Below are 19,776 nucleotides of genomic sequence, written 5' to 3' on the forward strand. Positions count from 1 at the left end.
TACCCGCGCCCGCGTCAACGATGTAGCGCCTGAACAGTTTCTTTACGGCCGCGACAGATCTCTTGACGGGTGCTTGAGCTAAGTAGTGTGTACTATACCCAGTATGACGGTGGAGAAGATCCCCCCGCGGCTGGCCGACCACCCGACGGTTCGCAAGGTGCGGTCGCGCACGCCCGCGAGGCCGGGGATCATCGACGCGGACTGGCTGCGTCAGGTGTGCCTCGAGGCCGGGGTCGACGACGTCGCGTTCGCGAGCGTCGAGAATCCCGATCTGGCCGGCGAACGTGAGCACGTCGACGCGGCGTTGCCGGGCGCACAGAGCTACATCTCGCTGGTCGTCAAGATGAACCGCGACAATGTCCGCTCGACCGCGCGCAGCGTGGCCAACCAGGAGTTCCACCGCAGCGGCGAGATCATGAATGAAGCGGCGCACCGCGTCACCCGCGTGCTGCAGGACGCCGGTTATCGCGCGATCAACCCGTCGATGTCCTTTCCGATGGAGATGGACCGATACCCCGGCCGGATCTGGGTGGTGGCGCACAAGCCCGTCGCGGTGGCCGCCGGGCTCGGCGTGATGGGCATTCATCGCAACGTCATCCATCCGAAATTCGGCAACTTCATCCTGCTCGGCACGATTGTGGTCGCCGCGCCGATGAGCAGTTACGGTGAGCCGCTGGATTATTCGCCATGTCTGGAGTGCAAGTTGTGTGTGGCGGCCTGCCCGGTCGGGGCGATCAAGAAGGACGGTGAGTTCGACTTCATCGCCTGCTCGGTGCACAACTACCGCGAGTTCATGGGTGGGTTCACGGATTGGGCGCAGACCGTCGCCGACAGCTCGTCGGCCGATGAGTTCCGTTCGCGCGTCAGCGATTCCGAGAACGCATCGATGTGGCAGAGCCTGTCGTTCAAGGCGAACTACAAGGCCGCGTACTGCCTCGCGGTGTGCCCCGCAGGCGAGGACGTCATCGAGCCCTACCTCGACGACCGCAAGGGGTTCATGGACCTGGTGCTCAAGCCGCTTCAGGACAAGAAGGAGACGCTCTACGTGCTGCCCAACTCGGCGGCCAAGGAGCACGCCGAACGCCGATACCCGCACAAGCAGGTGAAGGTCGTCGACAGCGGCATCCGAGGCCGCTAGCGCGCTCCGCGCCCGCCGCGCGCTTGTCCTGTTGGGTGAAACGGGAAGCTTCTGCGGCAACGCGGCGTTTGCCAGTGCATGAAGATCAACGATGTGGCGGCGTCTCGCGCCAAGTCAGGTACCGTCCCGCCGCTGCGTCGGCTGGCGATGTGTGTTGCGGCAGTTTTGCTTTCGGGTGTGACGCTGATCGCACCCGCTGTGGTGAATTCCGGCACGACCGCGGTGGCTTCGGCAGCGGTGGATCCGTGTCCCGCCGTCCAGGTCGTGTTCGCGCGCGGCACGGGCGAGCCGGAGGGGATAGGCCGTGTGGGCCAGGCGTTCGTCGACGCATTGCGACCCCTCGTCAAGGGCAAGTCCGTCGCGGTCTATGCCGTCAATTACCCCGCGAACCGCGATTTTCTGCGGGCCGCCGACGGCGCCAACGACGCCAGCAATTTCGTGCAGAACATCACCAACACCTGCCCCGACACCAAGGTCGTGTTGGGTGGCTATTCGCAGGGCGCGGCGGTCATAGACGCGATCACGGTGGCCGACCAGCCGACCCTTGGGTTCACGCAGATCATGCCCGCGAACGTCGCTGACCACGTCGCAGGTGTGGCGGTGTTCGGAAACCCGTCGATCCGACTGCTCGGCAACCCGTTGACCGTGCTGAGCCCGGTGTACGGCCCCAAGACCATCGACCTGTGCAACGGCGCGGATCCCGTCTGCTCCAACGGCGACGACGTGCCCGCACACAGCCTCTACGTGCAGGCCGGATTGGCAACGCAGGCAGCACAATTCGTCGCCGACCGGATCAACGCACCGCAAGGTCCGATCAGCACGCTGGCCGCGCAGGGCTGATCAGCCCCAGGCGTGGACCGTGTTCTGCGCCGGTTCGAGGCCTTGCGCGACCAGCAGTTCGGTGGCGTCGGCCGCCTGCTCACATATGGTGGGGACCTCGCGCCATTCGGCGTTGGTGAAGTTGCTCAACACGAATGCCGCGCCTTCCATACGACCGGGCGGGCGGCCGATGCCGATGCGTACTCGTTGGAAGTCGTTCGTGCCCAGAGCCGATGACACCGAACGCAGGCCGTTGTGCCCCGCGGCCCCGCCGCCGAACTTCAGCCTGATGCGGCCGAAGTCGATGTCGAGTTCGTCATGGATCACCACGATGTCGGCGGGCGGCACCGAGTAGAACTTGGCCAGCGGTCCCACCTGGCGGCCCGACTCGTTCATGTAGCAGCGCGGCTTGGCCAACACGACCGACCGGCCGCCGAGGCGGCCCGTCGCCACCTCGGCACCCGACTTCTTGTGCACCTTGAACCCCGAGCCAATGCGATCCGAAAGGATATCGGCGACAAGGAAACCCAGGTTGTGCCGCGTCGTCGCGTACTGCGGTCCAGGGTTGCCCAGGCCGACCACCAGAAGAGGTTCGGCCATACCCGAACCCGCTTACTCGGACTCTTCGGCGGGCGCCTCTGCGGCTTCGCCCTCGGCGGCCTCGGCCGCAGGCTCGGCCTCGACGCCCTCGGCTGCCTCGCCGGCACCCTCGGCCTCGAGTTCCTCGGCCGTCGGCGCGGCGACAACGTTGACCACCAGCGTCTCCGGATCCGACACCAGGTTGACGCCCGAAGGCAGCGTGATCGAACCGGCGGTGAACTGCGTACCGATGTCGGCGCCTTCGATCGAAATGGTCAGGTGCTCCGGAATCGATTGCACGTCCGCCTCGACGGTGATGGTGTTGGCGTCCTGGGTGACCAGCGAGCCCGGCACCGCCTCACCCTCGACGAGGACGTTGACCTCGACGGCCACCTTCTCACCGCGGCGCACCACGAGCAGGTCGACGTGCTGAATGGTGCGGCGAATCGGATGCACGTCCAGCGCCTTGGTCAACGCAAGCTGCTCATTGCCCTCGATGTCGAGGGTGAGCACGGCGTTGGCGCCGGAGTGCCGCAGCACCGCCGCGAAGTCGTGGCCGTCGAGTTCGAGGTGGCGCGGGTCGCTGCCGTGGCCGTAGAGCACGGCGGGCACCTTGCCTGAACGGCGGGCCCGTCGCGACGCGCCCTTGCCCGTCTCGGTGCGGACGGCGGCGGTCAGCTTGTTGGTGGCAGTCTTGGCCATGTGGTCTTGCTCCTGTGTCGTGTGCTCAGCACAGCAAGGGCGCACCACTGAAAGAGGCTCGCGTCGATAACGGTGGCCTGGCCACCCTCGCCGTGATCGCCAACCAGGCTAGCGCGGGGAGCGGCTCACGCCCAAATCACAGAGCAAATTTGGTGTCCGTGAGCTGCTCGGACAGCTCCCAGAGCGCGGCCGCCTTCTTGGCGTCGCGGGCAAGCGGGGTGCGCAACGGCGTCGGCCCGGTGGGTCCCCACATGGCAAACCGCGGGCCCACGTAGGTGTTGCCCGGCAGATCCTGCGAAGCCGCGTACAACGTCTGGCGGGCCCCGAAGTCGGCGGACGTCGCGACCAGCGAATTACCAGCCTGGAACACCCTGCCGAACAGCCCTGCCGAGCGCTTCTGCAGTTCGGTCGCCGAATACCCCGGATGCGCGACGAGCGCCTTCACCTTCGACCCCGCTTCGTCGAGGCGGCGCTGCAGTTCCAGGGTGAACAGCAGGTTCGCCAGCTTGGACTGCCCGTAGGCCGGCCAGGCCAGGTACGGCCGCGACTTCCAGTTCAGATCCCTGAGGTTGATCCGGCCGAACAGATGCATCATCGACGCGACCGCCACCACCCGGTCGGTGATCCTGGGCAGCAGCAGGTTGGTCAGCGCGAAGTGGCCGAGATGGTTGGTGCCGATCTGGCTCTCGAAGCCGTCGACGGTCTGCGCGTAGGGGACCGCCATGATGCCCGCATTGTTGATGAGCACGTCGACGCTCTCGACGCCGTCGGCGAACCGCCGCACCGAAGCCAGATCCTGCAGGTCGAGCGTGCGGACCTCCACGTCGCCGGTCATGGTGGCGGCGGCTTGATCGCCCTTGGCGGTATTGCGTACGGCCAGAATCGTCTTCGCGCCGACGCGGGCCAGTTCGCGCGCGGTGATCAGGCCGAGTCCGCTGTTGGCTCCGGTGACGATCACGGTGCGCCCGGCGAACGACGGCAGGTCAGCGGCGGTCCACTCAGTCATGCCGCTAACCCTAGTGCGCTCCGCGAAATGCACGTTTTGCATGCGTCTTCTCGCACTTTCTGTGCAAAACGTGCATTTCGGCGCTACTTGGCCTTGACGTCGAAGCCCTCGATGACGGCTTCGATGTCGGGCGCCTGTTCGGCCGCCTTCTCCGCATAGCCGGTGACCGTGAACTGGACCAGGTAGCGCTGGTTCGCGGGCGGCGCACCGGTCGGGATGACGATCCGGTTGTAGCTGTGCATGCGGGCGCCGTTGAGGTCGTAGCTGCCCTCGATCATCGCCGACGGGAAACCGTGCCAGTTGTCGGTCGAGGCGTTGAGCCGCCGGAAGTTCTGCGACAACTCAGCGTCGACGTAGCCGTGTTTGATGGCCTCGTTGACGTCGAAGTCGCCCTTGAGTTTGAACACGATCAGCGTCGCGGTGGGGTAGGTGTCGCCCTTGGCGATCATCTGCGTCCCCGGCGCCATGTTCGGATTGTTGTACTGCTGCCAGCCTTTCGGCGCCGGCATCGTCACCGTCAGGTCGGTGAGCTGTTGCGGCGCGACCGGCTCACCGGTGACGCCCGCGTCCTCTAGGTACTGAGCGATGGGCACCGGCGCCGATGCGGTTGCCGACGGAGTCGTGGTGCTCGACGACGTGGACCAGACCGATTGATAGTCGACTTTTTCCGCGCCGCAGCCCGATGCGGCCGCCACCACCAGACCGATTGCGGCCCAGTGCCGAAAGGTCACAGAATCTCTCGGACGGCGTCGATCGGCCTGGCCAGCCGGGTGCCCTTCGGCGTGACGACGAACGGCCGCTCGATCAGGATCGGATGCTCGACCATCGCGTCGAGCAGTTCGTCGTCGGACGCGTCGGCGAGCCCCAGTTCCTGGTAGACGGACTCCTTCTTGCGAACCGCGGTCCTGACGTCGATGCCCGCGTCCTTGATCATCTCGACCAACTCGGCGCGCGTCGGCGGGTTCTTCAGATACTGAACCACTTCGGGCTCGACGCCGTTGTCCCGCAACAGCTCCAGGGTCTTACGTGACGTCGAGCACTTGGGATTGTGGTAGATCCTCGACGCCATCTAGGCCGACCCGTCGAAAAGGCTTGTCACCGAACCGTTGTCGAAGACGGCACGAATGGTGTTGGCCAGCAGTGGTGCGATCGACAGCACCGTCAGCTGCGGGAACCGCTTCTCGTCACCGATCGGCAGGGTGTTGGTGACGATGACCTCACACGCTCCGCAGTCGGCCAGCCGTTGCGGCGCCGGGTCGGACAGCACCCCGTGTGTCGCAGCGATGATGACATCGCCGGCGCCGTCCTTCTTGAGCAGGTTGACTGCGCCGGCGATCGTGCCGCCGGTGTCGATCATGTCGTCGGTGAGGATGCAGGTCTTCCCGCGCACGTCGCCGACCACACGATTGGACACCACCTGGTTGGGCACCAGCGGGTCGCGGGTCTTGTGAATGAACGCCAGCGGAACGCCGCCAAGCGAGTCCGCCCACTTCTCCGCGACGCGCACCCGGCCCGAGTCGGGGGACACGACCACCATGTCGTGGTCGGAATAGTTCTCGGCGATGTACCCGGTCAGCAGCTTCTGCGCGCGCATGTGGTCGACGGGGCCGTCGAAGAAACCCTGGATCTGGTCGGTGTGCAGGTCGACCGACACGATGCGGTCAGCGCCAGCCGTCTTGAGTAGATCGGCGACCAGTCGCGCGGAGATCGGTTCGCGGCCGCGGTGCTTCTTGTCCTGCCGCGCGTACGGATAGAACGGCAGGATCGCGGTGATCCGCTTGGCGCTGCCACGCTTCAACGCGTCGATCATGATCAGCTGTTCCATCAGCCACTGATTCAGCGGCCAGGGATGGCTCTGCAGCACGAACGCGTCGCAGCCACGCACGGATTCCTCGAAGCGAACGAAGATCTCGCCGTTGGCGAAGTCCCGCGCGGTCTGCGCGGTGACAGGAGTGTCGAGTTCCTTGGCCACCTGCTCGGCCAGTTCGGGGTGCGCGCGACCCGAGAAGAGCATCAGATTCTTGCGGTTATCGGTCCACTCGGTACCCACGGTGCCCTCATTGTTCGGGGATCGTTACGGCCTAATCGTACGGGTTGCCGGACGGCTAACGACTGGCAACCGGCTTACGACGGTTCGGCGGCGTCGTCCTCACGCGCTTTGCGCGCTGCTCTGGCTGAGGCGGAATCCGGGCGTTTACGCAACACCCAGCCCTCGATGTTGCGCTGTGGGCCCGCCGACACGGCCAGTGCACCCGGCGGCACATCCTCACGCACCACCGTGCCCGCGCCGGTGTAGGCGCCGTCGCCGACGGTGACCGGCGCGACGAACATCGTGTCGGAGCCCGCCCGCACATGTGAACCAATCGTGGTGCGGTTCTTGTTCTCGCCGTCGTAGTTGACGAACACGCTCGAACACCCGATGTTGCTGTGCTCGCCGATGTCGGCGTCGCCGACGTACGTCAGGTGCGGCACCTTGGTGCCGGTGCCGATCGTCGCGTTCTTGGTCTCGACGAACGCGCCGAGCTTGCCGTCGGCGCCCAGCACCGTGCCCGGCCGCAGATACGCGAACGGCCCGACCACCGCGCCGTCGCCGATCACCGACTGCCCGCCGTGAGTGCGCACCACCGAGACGCGGTCCCCGACGGTGACGTCGGTCAGCGTGGTGTCCGGCCCGACGATGCACTGCGCGCCGATGCGGGTGCTGCCGAGCAGCTGCGTGCCGGGCTGAATCGCGGTGTCCCTGCCGATCGTCACGTCGACGTCGATCCACGTGGTGGCCGGATCCATGATCGTCACACCCGCGCGCTGATGCGTGGCGACGATGCGCCGGTTCAGCTCGGCCGCCAGGTCGGACAGCTGCACCCGGTCGTTGACGCCCGCGACCAACGTCGAATCGTCGACATGCACGGCCCGCACACTCTGGCCGTCGGAGCGGACGATCGAAATCACGTCGGTCAGGTACAGCTCCTGCTGCGCGTTGTGCGGCTGCAGCTTGCCGAGCGCGGAACGCAGCGCCGCGGCGTCGAACGCGTAGACGCCCGCGTTGATCTCGTGGATGGCCAGTTGCGACGGGCTGGCGTCGGCCTGCTCGACGATTGCGGTCACCTCGCCGTTCTGCGTCCTGATCACCCGGCCGTAGCCGGTGGGGTCGGGCAGCGTCGTGGTCAGCACGGTCACCGCGGCCGACTCGGCTCGATGCGCGGCAATCAGTCCCGCGAGGGTGTCGGCGTCCAGCAGCGGCACATCGCCGTAGGTCACCACGACGACGCCCGCGTAGTCGTCGGGGAGGGCCGACAGCGCGCAGCGCACCGCGTGGCCGGTGCCCAGTTGCTCTTCCTGCACCGCCACCTGGATCGGGCGGCCCAGTTCGTCGGCCAGGGCGGCCACGGCGGGGGTGATGCGCTCGCGGTCATGGCCGAGCAGCACCACGAGATGCCCTGGTGCGGCCTTGGCCACCGAATGCAGCGCGTGCGCGAGCATGCTGCGCCCGGCCAGCGTGTGCAGCACCTTCGGGGTGTCCGAGCGCATGCGAGTGCCCGCCCCGGCCGCTAGGACCAGGACGGCGGCCTCACCTTGCACGTCGGACATGCGTTTCCTTCCGCGCGAGCGACCGTGTTTGTACAGCGACACGCGGGTTCACTCTGTCATTTCGCGGTCGCTCGCGGCCCGAAAAGCTCCGTCGCCAGGACTCGAACCTGAACTATCTGAACCAAAATCAGAGGTGCTGCCGATTACACCACGACGGACTGATCAACTCGTGATGCTAGCCGAACGGCTTACGTCCCAAGGGGCACGAGCGGAGCGAGCGGGAGATTAGCCTGAAGGCGTGGCAGCACCGGACAAGGAAGTGCGTGCGCCCCGCGCCAGAATGACCGGCACCGAACGGCGTCATCAACTGATCGACGTCGCCCGCACGCTGTTCGCCGAGCGCGGGTACGAGGGCACCTCGATCGAGGAGATCGCGCAGCGGGCCAACGTCTCCAAACCCGTCGTCTACGAACACTTCGGCGGCAAGGAGGGCCTCTACGCGGTGGTCGTCGACCGGGAGATGTCGGCGCTGCTCGACGGGATCACCTCGTCGCTGACCAAGATGACCAACAACCGGTCCCGGCTGCGTATCGAGCGGGTGGCGCTGGCGCTGCTGACCTACGTCGACGAACGCACCGACGGGTTCCGGATCCTGATCCGCGACTCGCCGGCGGCCATCACCGCAGGCACCTACTCGACGCTGCTCAATGAGGCCGTCAACCAGGTGTCGTCGATCCTGGCGGGCGATTTCTCCCGGCGTGGCCTTGACCCCGACATGGCGCCGCTGTACGCCCAGGCGCTTGTCGGTTCGGTGTCGATGACGGCGCAGTGGTGGCTCGACGTGCGTGAGCCCAAGAAAGAAGTGGTCGCCGCGCATCTGGTCAACCTGTGCTGGAACGGCTTGATGCATCTCGAGGACGATCCCCAGCTGATCGACGAGTGATTGCGCTGGCAAACACCCGACCGGTGTCTGCCGTTCGGGCTATCGTGGACCAACCGCACGACGGAGGTCCCGTGAGCGACACCCAAGAGGTTCTCGACGAGGTTGACGCGCAACTCGACGCCGCCAAGCGGTTGGAAGACGTCCAGCATGTGGCGAAGACCGCAGCCCGCCGCCTCACCGGCGCCCAGGGCGCGACGTTCGTCCTTCTCGACGGCCAGGACTGCTACTACGCCGACGAGGACTCGATGAGCCCGCTGTGGAAGGGGCAACGGTTTCCCGCGACCCACTGCATCAGCGGGTGGGCGATGCTGCACGGCACCACGGTGTCGATCCCCGATATCCGCTGTGACGACCGCATCCCCCAGGCGGCCTACCGCCCCACATTCGTCCGCAGCCTGGTGATGGCGCCCATGCTGGCGCCCGAACCGCTCGGTGCGATCGGCGCGTACTGGGCACGCCCGCGACAGCCGTCCGCGGCGGCCGTGCAGGCGCTGGAACAACTCGCGGGCCTGGCAGTGACGGCGCTGCGGCGTTTCCCCGACGGTATGCCCGACCCGAGTTTCCAGGCGGGCGCGGCCCCCTAGCCGGCGGACTTGGCCAGCACCACAACGACTTTGATCGCGGGCCTAGGATGGAACCATCATGACCGCATCGGGGCACACCCATGTTCAAACCCCGATCGCGGGGCTCGTTGACCTGGCGTTGAGGGATCCGTCGCTGGCGGACGTCGCCCGTCGCGCCGCAGAGCGACCCAGCGATCTCGCACTCGTCGGGCCTGCCAGTGCGCGGCTGTTCGCGGCCGCCGCGCTTGCGCAGGCCGGACCGCTGCTCGTCGTCACCGCAACCGGCCGCGAAGCCGACGACCTGACCGCCGAACTGCGTGGCGTCTTCGGGGACGCGGTAGCGCTTTTCCCGTCCTGGGAGACGCTGCCGCACGAGCGGTTGTCGCCGGGCGTCGACACCGTCGGTGCGCGGCTGATGGTGTTGCGCAGGCTTGCGCGCCCTGACGACTCGCGACTCGGGCCGCCACTGCGCATCGTGGTCACCACCGCACGGTCGCTGCTGCAGCCGATGGCTCCGGACATTGCCGACGTCGAGCCGGTGACGCTGATCGTCGGCGTCGAGGCCGAGTTCGACGACATCATCGCGCGGCTGGTGGAGTTGGCGTACGAGCGCGTCGACATGGTCGGCAAGCGTGGCGAATTCGCGGTCCGCGGCGGCATTCTCGACTTGTTCCCGCCGACCGCCGAACACCCGGTGCGTGTGGAGTTCTGGGGCGACGAAGTCTCCGAGATGCGGATGTTCTCCGTCGCCGACCAGCGCTCCATCCCCGAGATCGACGCGGACTTCGTGGTCGCTGTGCCGTGCCGCGAGCTGCTGCTGACCGACGACGTCCGCGACCGTGCCGCGGAGTTGTCCGCCCAGCACCCGGTGGCCGAGAACAGCGTGCCGGGCAGCGTCCCCGACATGCTGGCCAAGCTGTCCGAAGGCATTCCCGTCGACGGCATGGAGGCACTGCTGCCGCTGCTGCGGCCCACCCAACTGACAACGCTGTCGGCGCATCTACCCGAGGGCACGCCGCTGCTGATCTGCGATCCGGAGAAGGTGCGCACCCGGGCGGCCGACCTGATCAAGACCGGGCGCGAGTTCCTGGAGGCGTCATGGTCGACGGCGGCGGTCGGCGGTGACGTGCCGATCGACATCGAGGCGCTGGGCGCGTCGGGCTTCGTCGAAATCGACGACGCCCGAGACGCCGCGCGCGACGGCGGGCACCCGTGGTGGACGCTCTCGCAGCTGTCCGACGAGTCGGCTTTGGAGCTGAACATCCGCCCGGCGCCGTCGGCGCGGGGCCAGCAGTCGAACATCGACGAAATCTTCGCGATGCTGCGGGCGCACGTCGCGACCGGCGGCTACGCCGCTGTCGTAACGCCCGGCACCGGCACGGCGCACCGCGTCATCGAACAGCTAGCCGAATCCGACACTCCCGCAACGCTTTTGGATGGCGGCATCGCCCCGAAAGAAGGTGTGGTCGGCGTGCTCAAGGGCCCGCTGCACGACGGTGTGGTGCTCGAGGGCGCCAACCTGGTGGTGATCACCGAGACCGATTTGACCGGCAACCGGGCCACCGCGACCGAGGGCAAGAAGCTGGCGGCCAAGCGGCGCAACGTGGTCGATCCGCTGGCGCTGACCGCAGGCGATCTGGTGGTACACGATCAGCACGGCATCGGCCGGTTCGTCGAGATGACCGAACGCGTGGTGGGCGGCGCCCGGCGCGAATATCTGGTGCTCGAATACGCGTCGGCCAAGCGCGGTGGCGGGTCGGACCGGCTTTACGTGCCGATGGACTCGTTGGATCAGCTGTCCCGCTACGTCGGCGGCGAGGCGCCGACGTTGAGCAGGCTCGGCGGCAGCGACTGGGCCAACACCAAGACCAAGGCGCGCAGGGCGGTTCGCGAGATCGCGGCCGAACTGGTGTCGCTGTACGCCAAGCGGCAGACGTCACCGGGCCACGCGTTCGCACCGGACACCCCGTGGCAGGCGGAGATGGAGGACGCGTTCGGCTTCACCGAGACCGTGGACCAGTTGACCGCGATCACCGAAGTCAAGGCCGACATGGAGAAGCCGGTGCCGATGGATCGGGTGATCTGCGGCGACGTCGGCTACGGCAAGACCGAGATCGCGGTGCGCGCGGCGTTCAAGGCGGTGCAGGACGGTAAGCAGGTCGCGGTGCTGGTCCCGACGACGCTGCTGGCCGACCAGCACCTGCAAACCTTCACCGAGCGGATGGCCGGCTTCCCGGTCACCGTCAAGGGACTGTCGCGGTTCACCGACCCCGCCGAATCGCGGGCGGTGCTCGAAGGCATGAAGGACGGCTCCGTCGACATCGTGATCGGCACCCACCGGCTGTTGCAGACCGGCGTGACGTGGAAGGACCTCGGCCTGGTCGTGGTCGACGAAGAGCAGCGCTTCGGCGTCGAGCACAAAGAGCACATCAAATCGATGCGCACCCACGTCGACGTGTTGACGATGAGCGCAACGCCGATCCCGCGCACGCTGGAGATGAGCCTGGCCGGGATCCGCGAGATGTCGACGATCCTCACCCCGCCGGAGGAGCGGTATCCGGTGCTGACATACGTCGGCCCGCACGACGACAAGCAGATCGCGGCGGCGTTGCGGCGCGAGATGCTGCGCGACGGGCAGGCGTTCTACATCCACAACCGGGTGCGCTCGATCGAGCAGGCGGCCGCGAAGGTGCGCGCGCTGGTGCCGGAGGCCCGCGTCGCGATCGCGCACGGGCAGATGCCGGAGGATCTGCTGGAGCGCACGGTCGAGGGCTTCTGGAACCGCGAGTTCGACATCCTGGTGTGCACGACGATCGTCGAGACGGGCCTTGACATTTCGAACGCGAACACGTTGATCGTGGACCGCGCCGACACATTCGGGCTGTCCCAGTTGCACCAGCTGCGCGGCAGGGTGGGGCGTTCCCGTGAGCGCGGCTATGCGTACTTCCTCTATCCGCCCGAGGTGCCGCTGACCGAGACCGCCTATGACCGGCTGGCGACCATCGCGCAGAACAACGAGCTGGGCGCGGGCATGGCGGTCGCGATGAAGGACCTCGAGATTCGCGGGGCGGGAAACGTGCTGGGCGCCGAGCAGTCCGGGCACGTCGCGGGCGTCGGGTTCGACCTCTACGTGCGGCTGGTCGGCGAGGCGGTCGAGGCGTACCGCGCGGCGGCTGACGGGAAAACCGTTGTGGCGCCTGAAGAACCGAAGGACGTCCGGATCGACCTACCCGTCGATGCGCATTTGGCGCCGGATTACATTCCCAGCGACCGGTTGCGCCTGGAGGCCTATCGGCGGCTGGCGGCGGCCGCCGACGACGCCGGGGTGGATGCAGTGGTCGACGAGTTGATCGACCGCTACGGTCCGCTGCCGGAAGCGGCCGAGAGATTGGTTGCTGTGGCGCGGCTGCGGTTGCTGTTCAGGACCTACCGGATCACCGAACTGAGTGCCATATCGGAGTCCACGTTGCGGCTGTCGCCGCTGCAGTTGGCCGATTCGCAGCAACTGCGGCTCAAGCGGCTGTACCCGGGAGCGAATTACCGCGCGACCACGTCGACGGTGCAGGTGCCGATCCCGCGGGCGGGTTCCGGCGTCGGCGCGCCGCGGATTCGTGATCTTGAACTCGTCGCTTTCGTAGCCGGTTTGGTACTCGCCCTCGATGGAAAACCCCAGGAAGGTGTTGATATAACGAAGTTCGGAGGTAGGCCGATGAGTGACAAGAGACAGGCGACATGACCGTCGTCCTGGTCGATCCTCGCCGACCTTCGCTCGTCCCTGTCGAGGCCATCGACTTGCTGGGCGGCGACGTCCAATACACCGAGGAGATGCCTGTCAAGGTGCCCTGGTCGCTGCCTGCCGCGCGGCCGTGGTTCTTCGGCGCGCCGGAAGACGAGGCCGCCCCGGTGTTGCTGTCGTCGGATCGCGAGCATCCCGCGGTGAAGGAGCGCCTTGCGGCAGGCGACAAGCTGATCGCGGCGCCTGAGCCCGCCGCGGGTGAGCGGTTGGTGGACGCGGTGGCGATGATGGACAAGCTGCGCACGGCGGGGCCGTGGGAGGGCGAGCAAACCCACGACTCGCTACGGCGCTACCTGCTCGAAGAGACCTACGAGGTGTTCGACGCGGTGCGTGGCGGCAACGCCGACGAACTGCGCGAAGAACTCGGCGATGTGTTGCTGCAAGTGCTGTTTCACGCGCGTATTGCCGAGGATGCGCCGCAGCACCCGTTCACCATCGACGATGTGGCGGATTCGTTGGTGCGCAAGCTCGGCAACCGGGTGCCCGCCGTGCTGGCGGGGGAGACGATCTCGCTGGACGAGCAGCTCGCCCAGTGGGAGGAGCGCAAGAAACTCGAGAAGACGCGCAACTCGTCGATGGACGACGTGCCGACCGCCCAGCCGGCGTTGGCGTTGGCGCAGAAGGTGCTCGAGCGGGTGGCCGCCGCGGGGCTGCCCGGCGATCTGGTCCCTGACTCCATCACGACGGTGACGGTGACGGTGGACTCGGATGCTGAAAACGTCTTGCGCTCAGCTGTTCTGGAGTTCATGGACACCGTGCGCACGGTGGAGCACGCGATCGCCGCCGGCCGCCGCGGTGAGGACGTCCCCGAGGAACTGGACATGACAACGCTTGGCGAGATCTCCGAGGAGGAGTGGCGCACGTACTGGTCGACGGCCGACGACACCGAGCCCGCGCCGGACCGCATTCCTGAGCCGACGCCCGCTGACGTCCCGGAGCCCGCGCCGGTTGAGGTGCCGGAGCCCGCGCCGGTTGACGTGCCCGAGCCCGCGCCCGAAGACCTCAGCGCCTGAGCCTTCGCCCCAGTGTGAAGCCACTGCGAAGAAATCGCCGAAAAATCACAGTAGGTTCACATTGGGCGAAGGCTCAGGCGAACAGCGTGGAACCCCAGTACGCCGACGCGTCACCCTCGCGGATGCCCGGCGGGCACGCGAAAACGGCTGTGCCGGTGTGGAAAATGTACTCGTTCAACGCATCGCCCGACATCTGGGCCAGCACCGGGACGAAGTTCGTGGCAGGGCTGCGCACGAACGCGATGAAGAACAACCCGGCATCGAGGTGACCGAATCCGTCGGATCCGTCGGTGAAGTTGTATCCGCGGCGCAGCATCTTGATTCCGCCGAGATGGTCGGGCGACACCAACCGAATGTGGGCGTCGACGTCGATCAGCGGGTTTCCGTCAGCGTCCTTGATGCCGAAGTCCACCGGCGCGAACTCGTCGTCGTAGCCATTGGGCGCACCGCTGCCCTTCTGACGCCCGATCACGCGCTCCTGCTCCTTGAGCGTGGTCCGATCCCACGCCTCGATGCGATTGCGGATCCGCCGCGTCACCAGATACGTGCCACCCGCCAGCCAGTCAGGCCCGTCGCCCGTGGCCACCCAGACGTTCTTGTCGAGCGCATCGTGGTCATCGGCCTTGATGTTGTTGGTTCCGTCCTTGAACCCCAACATATTTCGTGGTGTCGCCTGGTCGCGCGTCGTCGAGGACGTCCGGCCGAAGCCCAGCTGTGAATACTTCACCGCGACCGTGCCGAACCCGACGCGAGCCAAGTTGCGCACAGCGTGCACGGCGACCTGTGGGTCGTGTGCGCACGCCTGGATGCAGATGTCGCCGCCGCACTTGGCCGGATCCAATATCTCGTTGGTGAACTTCGGCAGGTCGGCCAGCGCCGCAGGGCGCTGCGAAGCGATACCGAACCGGTCCTTGCCGTCCTTCGAGAAGAACGACGGCCCGAACCCGATCGTCAACGTCAAGCCGGACGCCGGCAGGCCCAGCGCCTCGCCCGTATCATCCGGCGGCGCATAGGGATTGCCGCCGACAGCACCGTTCGGCACCGCGTCTTCACCCTGCGTCATCCGCTCGGCCATCTGGGTCCACTGCTTCAGCAGCGCGATGACGTCCTCGCGGCTATCGGTCGTGACATCGAAGGCGCAGAAGTGCATTCGATCCTGCTGCGGTGTGATGATGCCCGCCTGGCGCTCTCCGCGGAACGGTATCGGCTTGTCCAGGCCGACATCAACGCTCGCCGCCGACGCCCGACCCGCGAGTGCTCCTGCGCCCGCGGCGCCCACCACCGCGGCGGTCGCCCCCGCCGCGCCGAACAGCTTCCGCCGTGAGAGGCCCCGCCGCGGTTCGGGGTCACTGGGGCGCGATGACACCTTGCACCTGGCTTACTTCCTTGGACAACGCGTCGATCGCCCGCGACAGCTCCTGGCGCTGCGGTTCGGTGACCTTGTCGTAGGACACGAATCCGTCGCCCTGCCGGTACTTTTCGAGCAGCGCCTCGACCTCAGCGAACCGCTGGTCGACCTTTTTCCCGAGGTCGGCGTTGCGCTCGTCGAGGATTGGCCGCACCGACGCCACCGCGGTCTGCGAGCCCTCGACGTTGGCCTTGAAATCCCACAGGTCGGTGTGGCTGAAGATGTCCTCTTCGCCGGTGATCTTGCTGGCGCCCACCTCGTCGAGCAGACCCTGTGCGCCGCCGGCGATCTGGGTCGAGTCGATCCTGTACTCAGGCGCCTTCACGCCCTTGTCGAGTTCGTTCACGTCGGCCATCAGCTGGTCGGCCATCGCGTTGCTGTCGGGCTGCAAACCGGTGACCCACAGATCCTTCTCCAACCGGTGGAAGCCGGTCCACCTCTGACCCGGCTCCAAATCCGCCTCGCGGAGGTCGATGCGCGGATCGAGATCGTTCGGGAACGACTCGGCGACGGGCTCGATGCGCTCGTAATAGGTTCGTGCGACGGGGTATTGCGCCTTGGCCGCGTTGACGTCACCCTTCTTGATCGCGTCGACGAACACCCCGGTCGCCGCGATCAGCGCGTCGGTCTGGCTGTTGACGTACCGCTTGTAGCTGTCGGAGGCTTCCTTGAACTTGCCGGCTTCGTCGACCTTCACCGCGTCACCGGTGACCTTGAAGTCGGCGCGGATGCCGTCGCCGACCATGCCCGGCTTGCACGCGGTCTGGTAGGTGCCCGGCTCGGCGAGTTGGACGATCAGCTTGCGCTGCAGGCCGGGGGAGATGTTCTCCACCTCGCCCATCACCCGCTCGCCCTCGCCGTAGACGTAGAACTCGGTGACTTTGTTGCCGTTGTTGGTGATGACGAAGGTGCTTGCGCCGGTGGCCGCTTCGGTGCCCGACAGCTCGCACGCGGTGTCCGACGCGTTGACCGTGATCTGCGACGGTGAACTCTTTCCCGGTTCGGCAGGGGCCGCCTCTTCCTTCGCCTGGCAGCTCGTCAGGGCCAGACCCGCCAGCGCAGCCGTTGCGACGGCAAGGGACGAATGAAGCTTCACGTGGTGGACCTTTCGGGTTCGGGAAGGGGTTGGTCAGACGGATCGGGTCGCGCGGGCGACGTGGCCGGCCGCAGGAAGATCGACAGCACCAGCACGAGGTAGGCCAGCCACGCGACCAGTTGCAGCACGGTCGGCGTCGGCGTGATGTTGAAGACGCCCTGGATGATCTCGCCGTACCAGGACGACCAGTTGAACCAGGTGCTGATGTCGAAAGCCTTGGCGCTCAGCCCCGGCAGCCAGCCGACGGTCTGAAGGGCGCCGACGCCATAGGACAGGATGCCCGCGGCCACCAGGATCAGGAACACGCCGGTGTAGGAGAAGAACTTCGCGAGGTTGATCCGCACGGCGCCGGCGTACATGCCGTATGCGATCGCCGCGGCGGCCACCACACCGATCACCAGGCCGATCAGCGGCCACGACGTCTGCGCCTCGGCATAGCCGACCATGAACAGCGCCGTCTCGACGCCTTCGCGGCCCACCGCCAAAAACGCCAGCGCCAGCACCGCCAGCGATCCGGTCTCCAGCGCGCGCTGCATGTCGCCGCGCAGTTCACCGGATATCGACGCGGCGGCCCGCTTCATCCACAGCACCATGGTCGTGACGATGGCCACGGCCACCACCGAGGCGAGTCCGGCGATCGCCTCGGCCGCCAACCCCGAGATCGTGTTCTCGCCGAACTGGATCACCAGGAACACCACGACAGTCATCGCGATCGCCGCGCCGACGCCCAGCCACACCCACTTGAGCGCGTCGCGGCGCTGCGCCTTGACCAGGAATGCGACAAGGATGCTGACGACGATCGCCGCCTCGAGGCCTTCGCGCAGGCCGATCAAACCGCTTCCGAACAGCTGCGATGTGATGTTGGGTGCGGCGGCCTGAATACTGACATGGAAGTCCGTACCAGCAGTCATCGACTTGTCCTCGCTACGCCGTAATCGCGCACTTTGCTTTGGCTGTCCAAAGAAAGGTGTGGCTCACCTTAGCAGGGCGAGACACGGCAGAGCACAGGTCCGGTGAGCATTGCCGATCTGGTCCGCGTGCATGCGACCATGGCAATGACGAGAGTGGGTTTGAGGGAGTCCGGTGTCGCCAGTGCGTTGGCTACGGGCTGTCGCGGTGATCGGCGCGACAGTGCTACTGATGGCCTCCAGTTGCTCTTGGCAAATGGGCACGCCGATTCCCGAGGGGGTGCCGCCGCCTCCCGGCGATCCGGTGCCGAAGATCGACACCCACGCCAAGGGCAGGCCCGCCGACCAACTGCGCGAGTGGGCGGCCCAGCGCGCGCCCGCACTGGGCATGCCTGCTGCCGCGCTCGAGGCCTATGCCTACGCCGCCCGGGTCGCGGAGGTGGAGAATCCCGACTGCCACATCGCGTGGACGACGCTGGCGGGCATCGGACAGGTGGAGAGCCACCACGGCACCTACCGCGGCGCGGTCATCGCGCCGAACGGCGACGTCACCCCGCCGATCCGCGGTGTGCGCCTCGACGGCACCAACGGCAATCTGGAGATCATCGACAACGACGCCGACGCCGACGGTGATCCGCAGTACGCAAGGGCCATGGGGCCGATGCAGTTCATCCCTGAAACCTGGAAGCTCTACGGCGTCGACGCCAACAATGACGGCATCGTCAGCCCGGACAATTTCGACGACGCCGCGCTGTCCGCGGCGGGCTACCTGTGCTGGCGCGGCAAAGACCTGGCCAAGGCGCGCGGTTGGATGGACGCGCTGCACGCCTACAACCACTCCGACCAGTACGCCCGCACCGTCAGGGACTGGGCGACGGCCTACGCGAACGGACACCCCCTCTAAGCACGACGCGGGCGGATGCACGCTCTAGGCTCATCTGCGAGTCCGGCGGTGCCGGTCCAAGACCAAGGAGAATGCCAGTGCCCATCATCGAGCAGGTTGGAGCCCGCGAGATCCTCGACTCCCGCGGTAACCCGACGGTCGAGGTCGAAGTGGCCCTGTCGGACAGCACCTTCGCCCGTGCCGCGGTGCCTTCGGGGGCGTCGACCGGCGAGCACGAAGCGGTGGAACTGCGCGACGGCGGTAGCCGTTACGGCGGCAAGGGCGTCGAGAAGGCGGTCAACGCCGTGCTCGACGACATCGCACCGGTGGTCATCGGCCTGTCCGCCGACGATCAGCGGCTTGTCGACCAGGCGCTGGTCGACCTCGACGGCACACCGGACAAGTCCCGCCTCGGCGCCAACGCGATGCTCGGGGTGTCGCTCGCCGTGGCCAAGGCCGCCGCCGAGGCGGCTGAGCTGCCGCTGTTCCGCTACATCGGTGGGCCCAACGCGCACATCCTGCCGGTGCCGATGTTGAACATCCTCAACGGCGGCGCCCACGCCGACACCGGTGTCGACGTCCAGGAGTTCATGGTCGCGCCGATCGGTGCGCCGTCGTTCAAGGAATCGCTGCGCTGGGGCGCCGAGGTGTACCACTCGCTGAAGTCGGTCCTCAAGAAGCAGGGCCTGGCCACCGGCCTCGGCGACGAGGGCGGCTTCGCGCCCGACGTCGCAGGCACCAAGGCGGCGCTCGACCTGATCCTGAGCGCCATCGAGGCGACCGGCCTCAAGCCTGGCTCCGACGTGGCTTTGGCCCTCGATGTCGCGGCTACCGAATTCTTCACCGCGGGAACGGGTTACAGCTTCGAGAAGGAGACCCGCACCGCCGAGCAGATGTCCGAGTTCTACGCCGGGCTGATCGACTCCTATCCACTGGTGTCGATCGAGGACCCGCTGTCGGAGGACGACTGGGACGGCTGGGTGGCGCTGACCACGGCCATCGGCGATCGCGTGCAACTGGTCGGCGACGACCTGTTCGTCACCAATCCCGAGCGGCTCGAGGACGGCATCGAAAAGGGTGCGGCCAACGCCCTTCTGGTGAAGGTCAACCAGATCGGCACGCTCACCGAGACCCTGGATGCGGTGGCCTTGGCGCACAACAGCGGCTACCGCACGATGATGAGCCACCGCAGCGGCGAGACCGAGGACACCACGATCGCCGACCTCGCCGTCGCGGTGGGCAGCGGCCAGATCAAGACCGGTGCCCCGGCCCGCAGTGAGCGTGTGGCGAAGTACAACCAGTTGCTGCGCATCGAGGAAATCCTCGGCGACGCGGCGCGTTACGCAGGCGACCTGGCCTTCCCGCGGTTCTCCGTAGAGGCGGGGGCCAAATAA

Annotated in this window: 18 protein-coding genes and 1 tRNA gene; 8 read left to right on the forward strand and 11 right to left on the reverse strand. The window is 67.0% G+C overall.

The features are described 5' to 3' along the window. Window positions 1–103: 103 nt before the first annotated feature. A complete protein-coding gene (locus tag ACGFK1_RS09110; protein ID WP_393427946.1) occupies window positions 104–1,138 on the forward strand; it encodes an epoxyqueuosine reductase in 1,035 nt (344 codons plus the stop codon). 78 nt (window positions 1,139–1,216) lie between these two features. Further along, window positions 1,217–1,978, forward strand: a complete 762-nt coding sequence (locus ACGFK1_RS09115) for a cutinase family protein (RefSeq protein ID WP_393427947.1) — start codon at window positions 1,217–1,219, stop codon at window positions 1,976–1,978. Here the strand turns inward: ACGFK1_RS09115 and pth are convergent, their stop codons facing one another. The 8 genes from pth to ACGFK1_RS09155 form a co-directional block, all read right to left on the reverse strand. Then, on the reverse strand, window positions 1,979–2,557 hold the full coding sequence (gene pth, locus ACGFK1_RS09120; protein WP_393427948.1) for an aminoacyl-tRNA hydrolase: 579 nt from the start codon (window positions 2,555–2,557) through the stop codon (window positions 1,979–1,981). Between the two features lie 12 nt (window positions 2,558–2,569). Next, complete coding sequence (locus tag ACGFK1_RS09125; protein WP_393427949.1) at window positions 2,570–3,238, reverse strand: 50S ribosomal protein L25/general stress protein Ctc; 669 nt, start codon at window positions 3,236–3,238, stop codon at window positions 2,570–2,572. Between the two features lie 136 nt (window positions 3,239–3,374). Continuing rightward, the gene (locus ACGFK1_RS09130) at window positions 3,375–4,244 is read right to left on the reverse strand and encodes an oxidoreductase (protein WP_393427950.1); all 870 of its coding nucleotides are present in this window, start codon (window positions 4,242–4,244) and stop codon (window positions 3,375–3,377) included. A gap of 83 nt (window positions 4,245–4,327) precedes the next feature. After that, complete coding sequence (locus ACGFK1_RS09135; RefSeq protein ID WP_393427951.1) at window positions 4,328–4,975, reverse strand: LpqN/LpqT family lipoprotein; 648 nt, start codon at window positions 4,973–4,975, stop codon at window positions 4,328–4,330. Continuing rightward, window positions 4,972–5,313, reverse strand: coding sequence for an arsenate reductase (glutaredoxin) (gene arsC, locus ACGFK1_RS09140; RefSeq protein ID WP_393427952.1), 342 nt, complete (start codon window positions 5,311–5,313; stop codon window positions 4,972–4,974). The genes ACGFK1_RS09135 and arsC overlap by 4 nt, the downstream gene beginning before the upstream one ends. Continuing rightward, complete coding sequence (locus tag ACGFK1_RS09145) at window positions 5,314–6,294, reverse strand: ribose-phosphate diphosphokinase (RefSeq protein WP_393427953.1); 981 nt, start codon at window positions 6,292–6,294, stop codon at window positions 5,314–5,316. A gap of 74 nt (window positions 6,295–6,368) precedes the next feature. Beyond that, window positions 6,369–7,832 (reverse strand): bifunctional UDP-N-acetylglucosamine diphosphorylase/glucosamine-1-phosphate N-acetyltransferase GlmU, encoded by a 1,464-nt coding sequence (gene glmU / locus ACGFK1_RS09150; RefSeq protein WP_393427954.1) that lies wholly within the window; start codon window positions 7,830–7,832, stop codon window positions 6,369–6,371. 86 nt (window positions 7,833–7,918) lie between these two features. After that, a tRNA-Gln gene (locus ACGFK1_RS09155) sits at window positions 7,919–7,990 on the reverse strand. Between the two features lie 122 nt (window positions 7,991–8,112). On the opposite strand from ACGFK1_RS09155, the gene ACGFK1_RS09160 reads away from it, so the two are divergent. The 4 genes from ACGFK1_RS09160 to ACGFK1_RS09175 all read left to right on the forward strand — a co-directional run bounded on the left by ACGFK1_RS09160 (window position 8,113) and on the right by ACGFK1_RS09175 (window position 14,087). Continuing rightward, the gene (locus ACGFK1_RS09160) at window positions 8,113–8,715 is read left to right on the forward strand and encodes a TetR/AcrR family transcriptional regulator (RefSeq protein ID WP_393428447.1); all 603 of its coding nucleotides are present in this window, start codon (window positions 8,113–8,115) and stop codon (window positions 8,713–8,715) included. Between the two features lie 71 nt (window positions 8,716–8,786). Then, entirely contained in the window at window positions 8,787–9,299 is a 513-nt protein-coding gene (locus ACGFK1_RS09165) for a GAF domain-containing protein (RefSeq protein WP_393427955.1), read from the forward strand. Between the two features lie 58 nt (window positions 9,300–9,357). Next, window positions 9,358–13,014, forward strand: coding sequence for a transcription-repair coupling factor (gene mfd / locus ACGFK1_RS09170; protein ID WP_393427956.1), 3,657 nt, complete (start codon window positions 9,358–9,360; stop codon window positions 13,012–13,014). Next, on the forward strand, window positions 13,011–14,087 hold the full coding sequence (locus tag ACGFK1_RS09175) for a nucleoside triphosphate pyrophosphohydrolase (protein WP_393427957.1): 1,077 nt from the start codon (window positions 13,011–13,013) through the stop codon (window positions 14,085–14,087). The genes mfd and ACGFK1_RS09175 overlap by 4 nt, the downstream gene beginning before the upstream one ends. A gap of 73 nt (window positions 14,088–14,160) precedes the next feature. On the opposite strand, the gene efeB is transcribed toward ACGFK1_RS09175, so the two are convergent. From efeB to efeU, 3 genes are read right to left on the reverse strand one after another with little or no spacing between them, the layout of a single operon-like run. Continuing rightward, window positions 14,161–15,453 (reverse strand): iron uptake transporter deferrochelatase/peroxidase subunit, encoded by a 1,293-nt coding sequence (efeB, locus tag ACGFK1_RS09180; protein WP_393427958.1) that lies wholly within the window; start codon window positions 15,451–15,453, stop codon window positions 14,161–14,163. Further along, window positions 15,434–16,591 carry an iron uptake system protein EfeO gene (gene efeO / locus ACGFK1_RS09185; RefSeq protein WP_393427959.1) on the reverse strand — a complete coding sequence of 386 codons (1,158 nt, stop codon included), beginning with the start codon at window positions 16,589–16,591 and terminating at the stop codon, window positions 15,434–15,436. Before efeO ends, efeB begins: the two co-directional genes overlap by 20 nt. Further along, window positions 16,588–17,502, reverse strand: a complete 915-nt coding sequence (gene efeU / locus ACGFK1_RS09190) for an iron uptake transporter permease EfeU (RefSeq protein ID WP_393427960.1) — start codon at window positions 17,500–17,502, stop codon at window positions 16,588–16,590. The genes efeO and efeU overlap by 4 nt, the downstream gene beginning before the upstream one ends. A 172-nt stretch (window positions 17,503–17,674) precedes the next feature. Here efeU and ACGFK1_RS09195 point away from each other — a divergent pair, with 172 nt between their 5' ends. Continuing rightward, window positions 17,675–18,403, forward strand: a complete 729-nt coding sequence (locus tag ACGFK1_RS09195; RefSeq protein WP_393427961.1) for a lytic transglycosylase domain-containing protein — start codon at window positions 17,675–17,677, stop codon at window positions 18,401–18,403. Between the two features lie 77 nt (window positions 18,404–18,480). Then, window positions 18,481–19,776 carry a phosphopyruvate hydratase gene (eno, locus tag ACGFK1_RS09200; RefSeq protein WP_393427962.1) on the forward strand — a complete coding sequence of 432 codons (1,296 nt, stop codon included), beginning with the start codon at window positions 18,481–18,483 and terminating at the stop codon, window positions 19,774–19,776.

It is taken from the genome of Mycobacterium sp. NPDC048908 (genome assembly GCF_043197955.1).
Lineage (GTDB): Bacteria > Actinomycetota > Actinomycetes > Mycobacteriales > Mycobacteriaceae > Mycobacterium.

What these genes read in the sequence shown, in the direction of transcription:
- ACGFK1_RS09110 (WP_393427946.1), top strand. Translation starts at nt 104, where the DNA reads ATGACGGTGGAGAAGATCCCCCCGCGGCTGGCCGACCACCCGACGGTT.
- ACGFK1_RS09115 (WP_393427947.1), top strand. Translation starts at nt 1,217, where the DNA reads ATGAAGATCAACGATGTGGCGGCGTCTCGCGCCAAGTCAGGTACCGTC.
- pth (WP_393427948.1), bottom strand. Translation starts at nt 2,557, where the DNA reads ATGGCCGAACCTCTTCTGGTGGTCGGCCTGGGCAACCCTGGACCGCAG.
- ACGFK1_RS09125 (WP_393427949.1), bottom strand. Translation starts at nt 3,238, where the DNA reads ATGGCCAAGACTGCCACCAACAAGCTGACCGCCGCCGTCCGCACCGAG.
- ACGFK1_RS09130 (WP_393427950.1), bottom strand. Translation starts at nt 4,244, where the DNA reads ATGACTGAGTGGACCGCCGCTGACCTGCCGTCGTTCGCCGGGCGCACC.
- arsC (WP_393427952.1), bottom strand. Translation starts at nt 5,313, where the DNA reads ATGGCGTCGAGGATCTACCACAATCCCAAGTGCTCGACGTCACGTAAG.
- glmU (WP_393427954.1), bottom strand. Translation starts at nt 7,832, where the DNA reads ATGTCCGACGTGCAAGGTGAGGCCGCCGTCCTGGTCCTAGCGGCCGGG.
- ACGFK1_RS09160 (WP_393428447.1), top strand. Translation starts at nt 8,113, where the DNA reads ATGACCGGCACCGAACGGCGTCATCAACTGATCGACGTCGCCCGCACG.
- mfd (WP_393427956.1), top strand. Translation starts at nt 9,358, where the DNA reads ATGACCGCATCGGGGCACACCCATGTTCAAACCCCGATCGCGGGGCTC.
- ACGFK1_RS09175 (WP_393427957.1), top strand. Translation starts at nt 13,011, where the DNA reads ATGACCGTCGTCCTGGTCGATCCTCGCCGACCTTCGCTCGTCCCTGTC.
- efeU (WP_393427960.1), bottom strand. Translation starts at nt 17,502, where the DNA reads ATGACTGCTGGTACGGACTTCCATGTCAGTATTCAGGCCGCCGCACCC.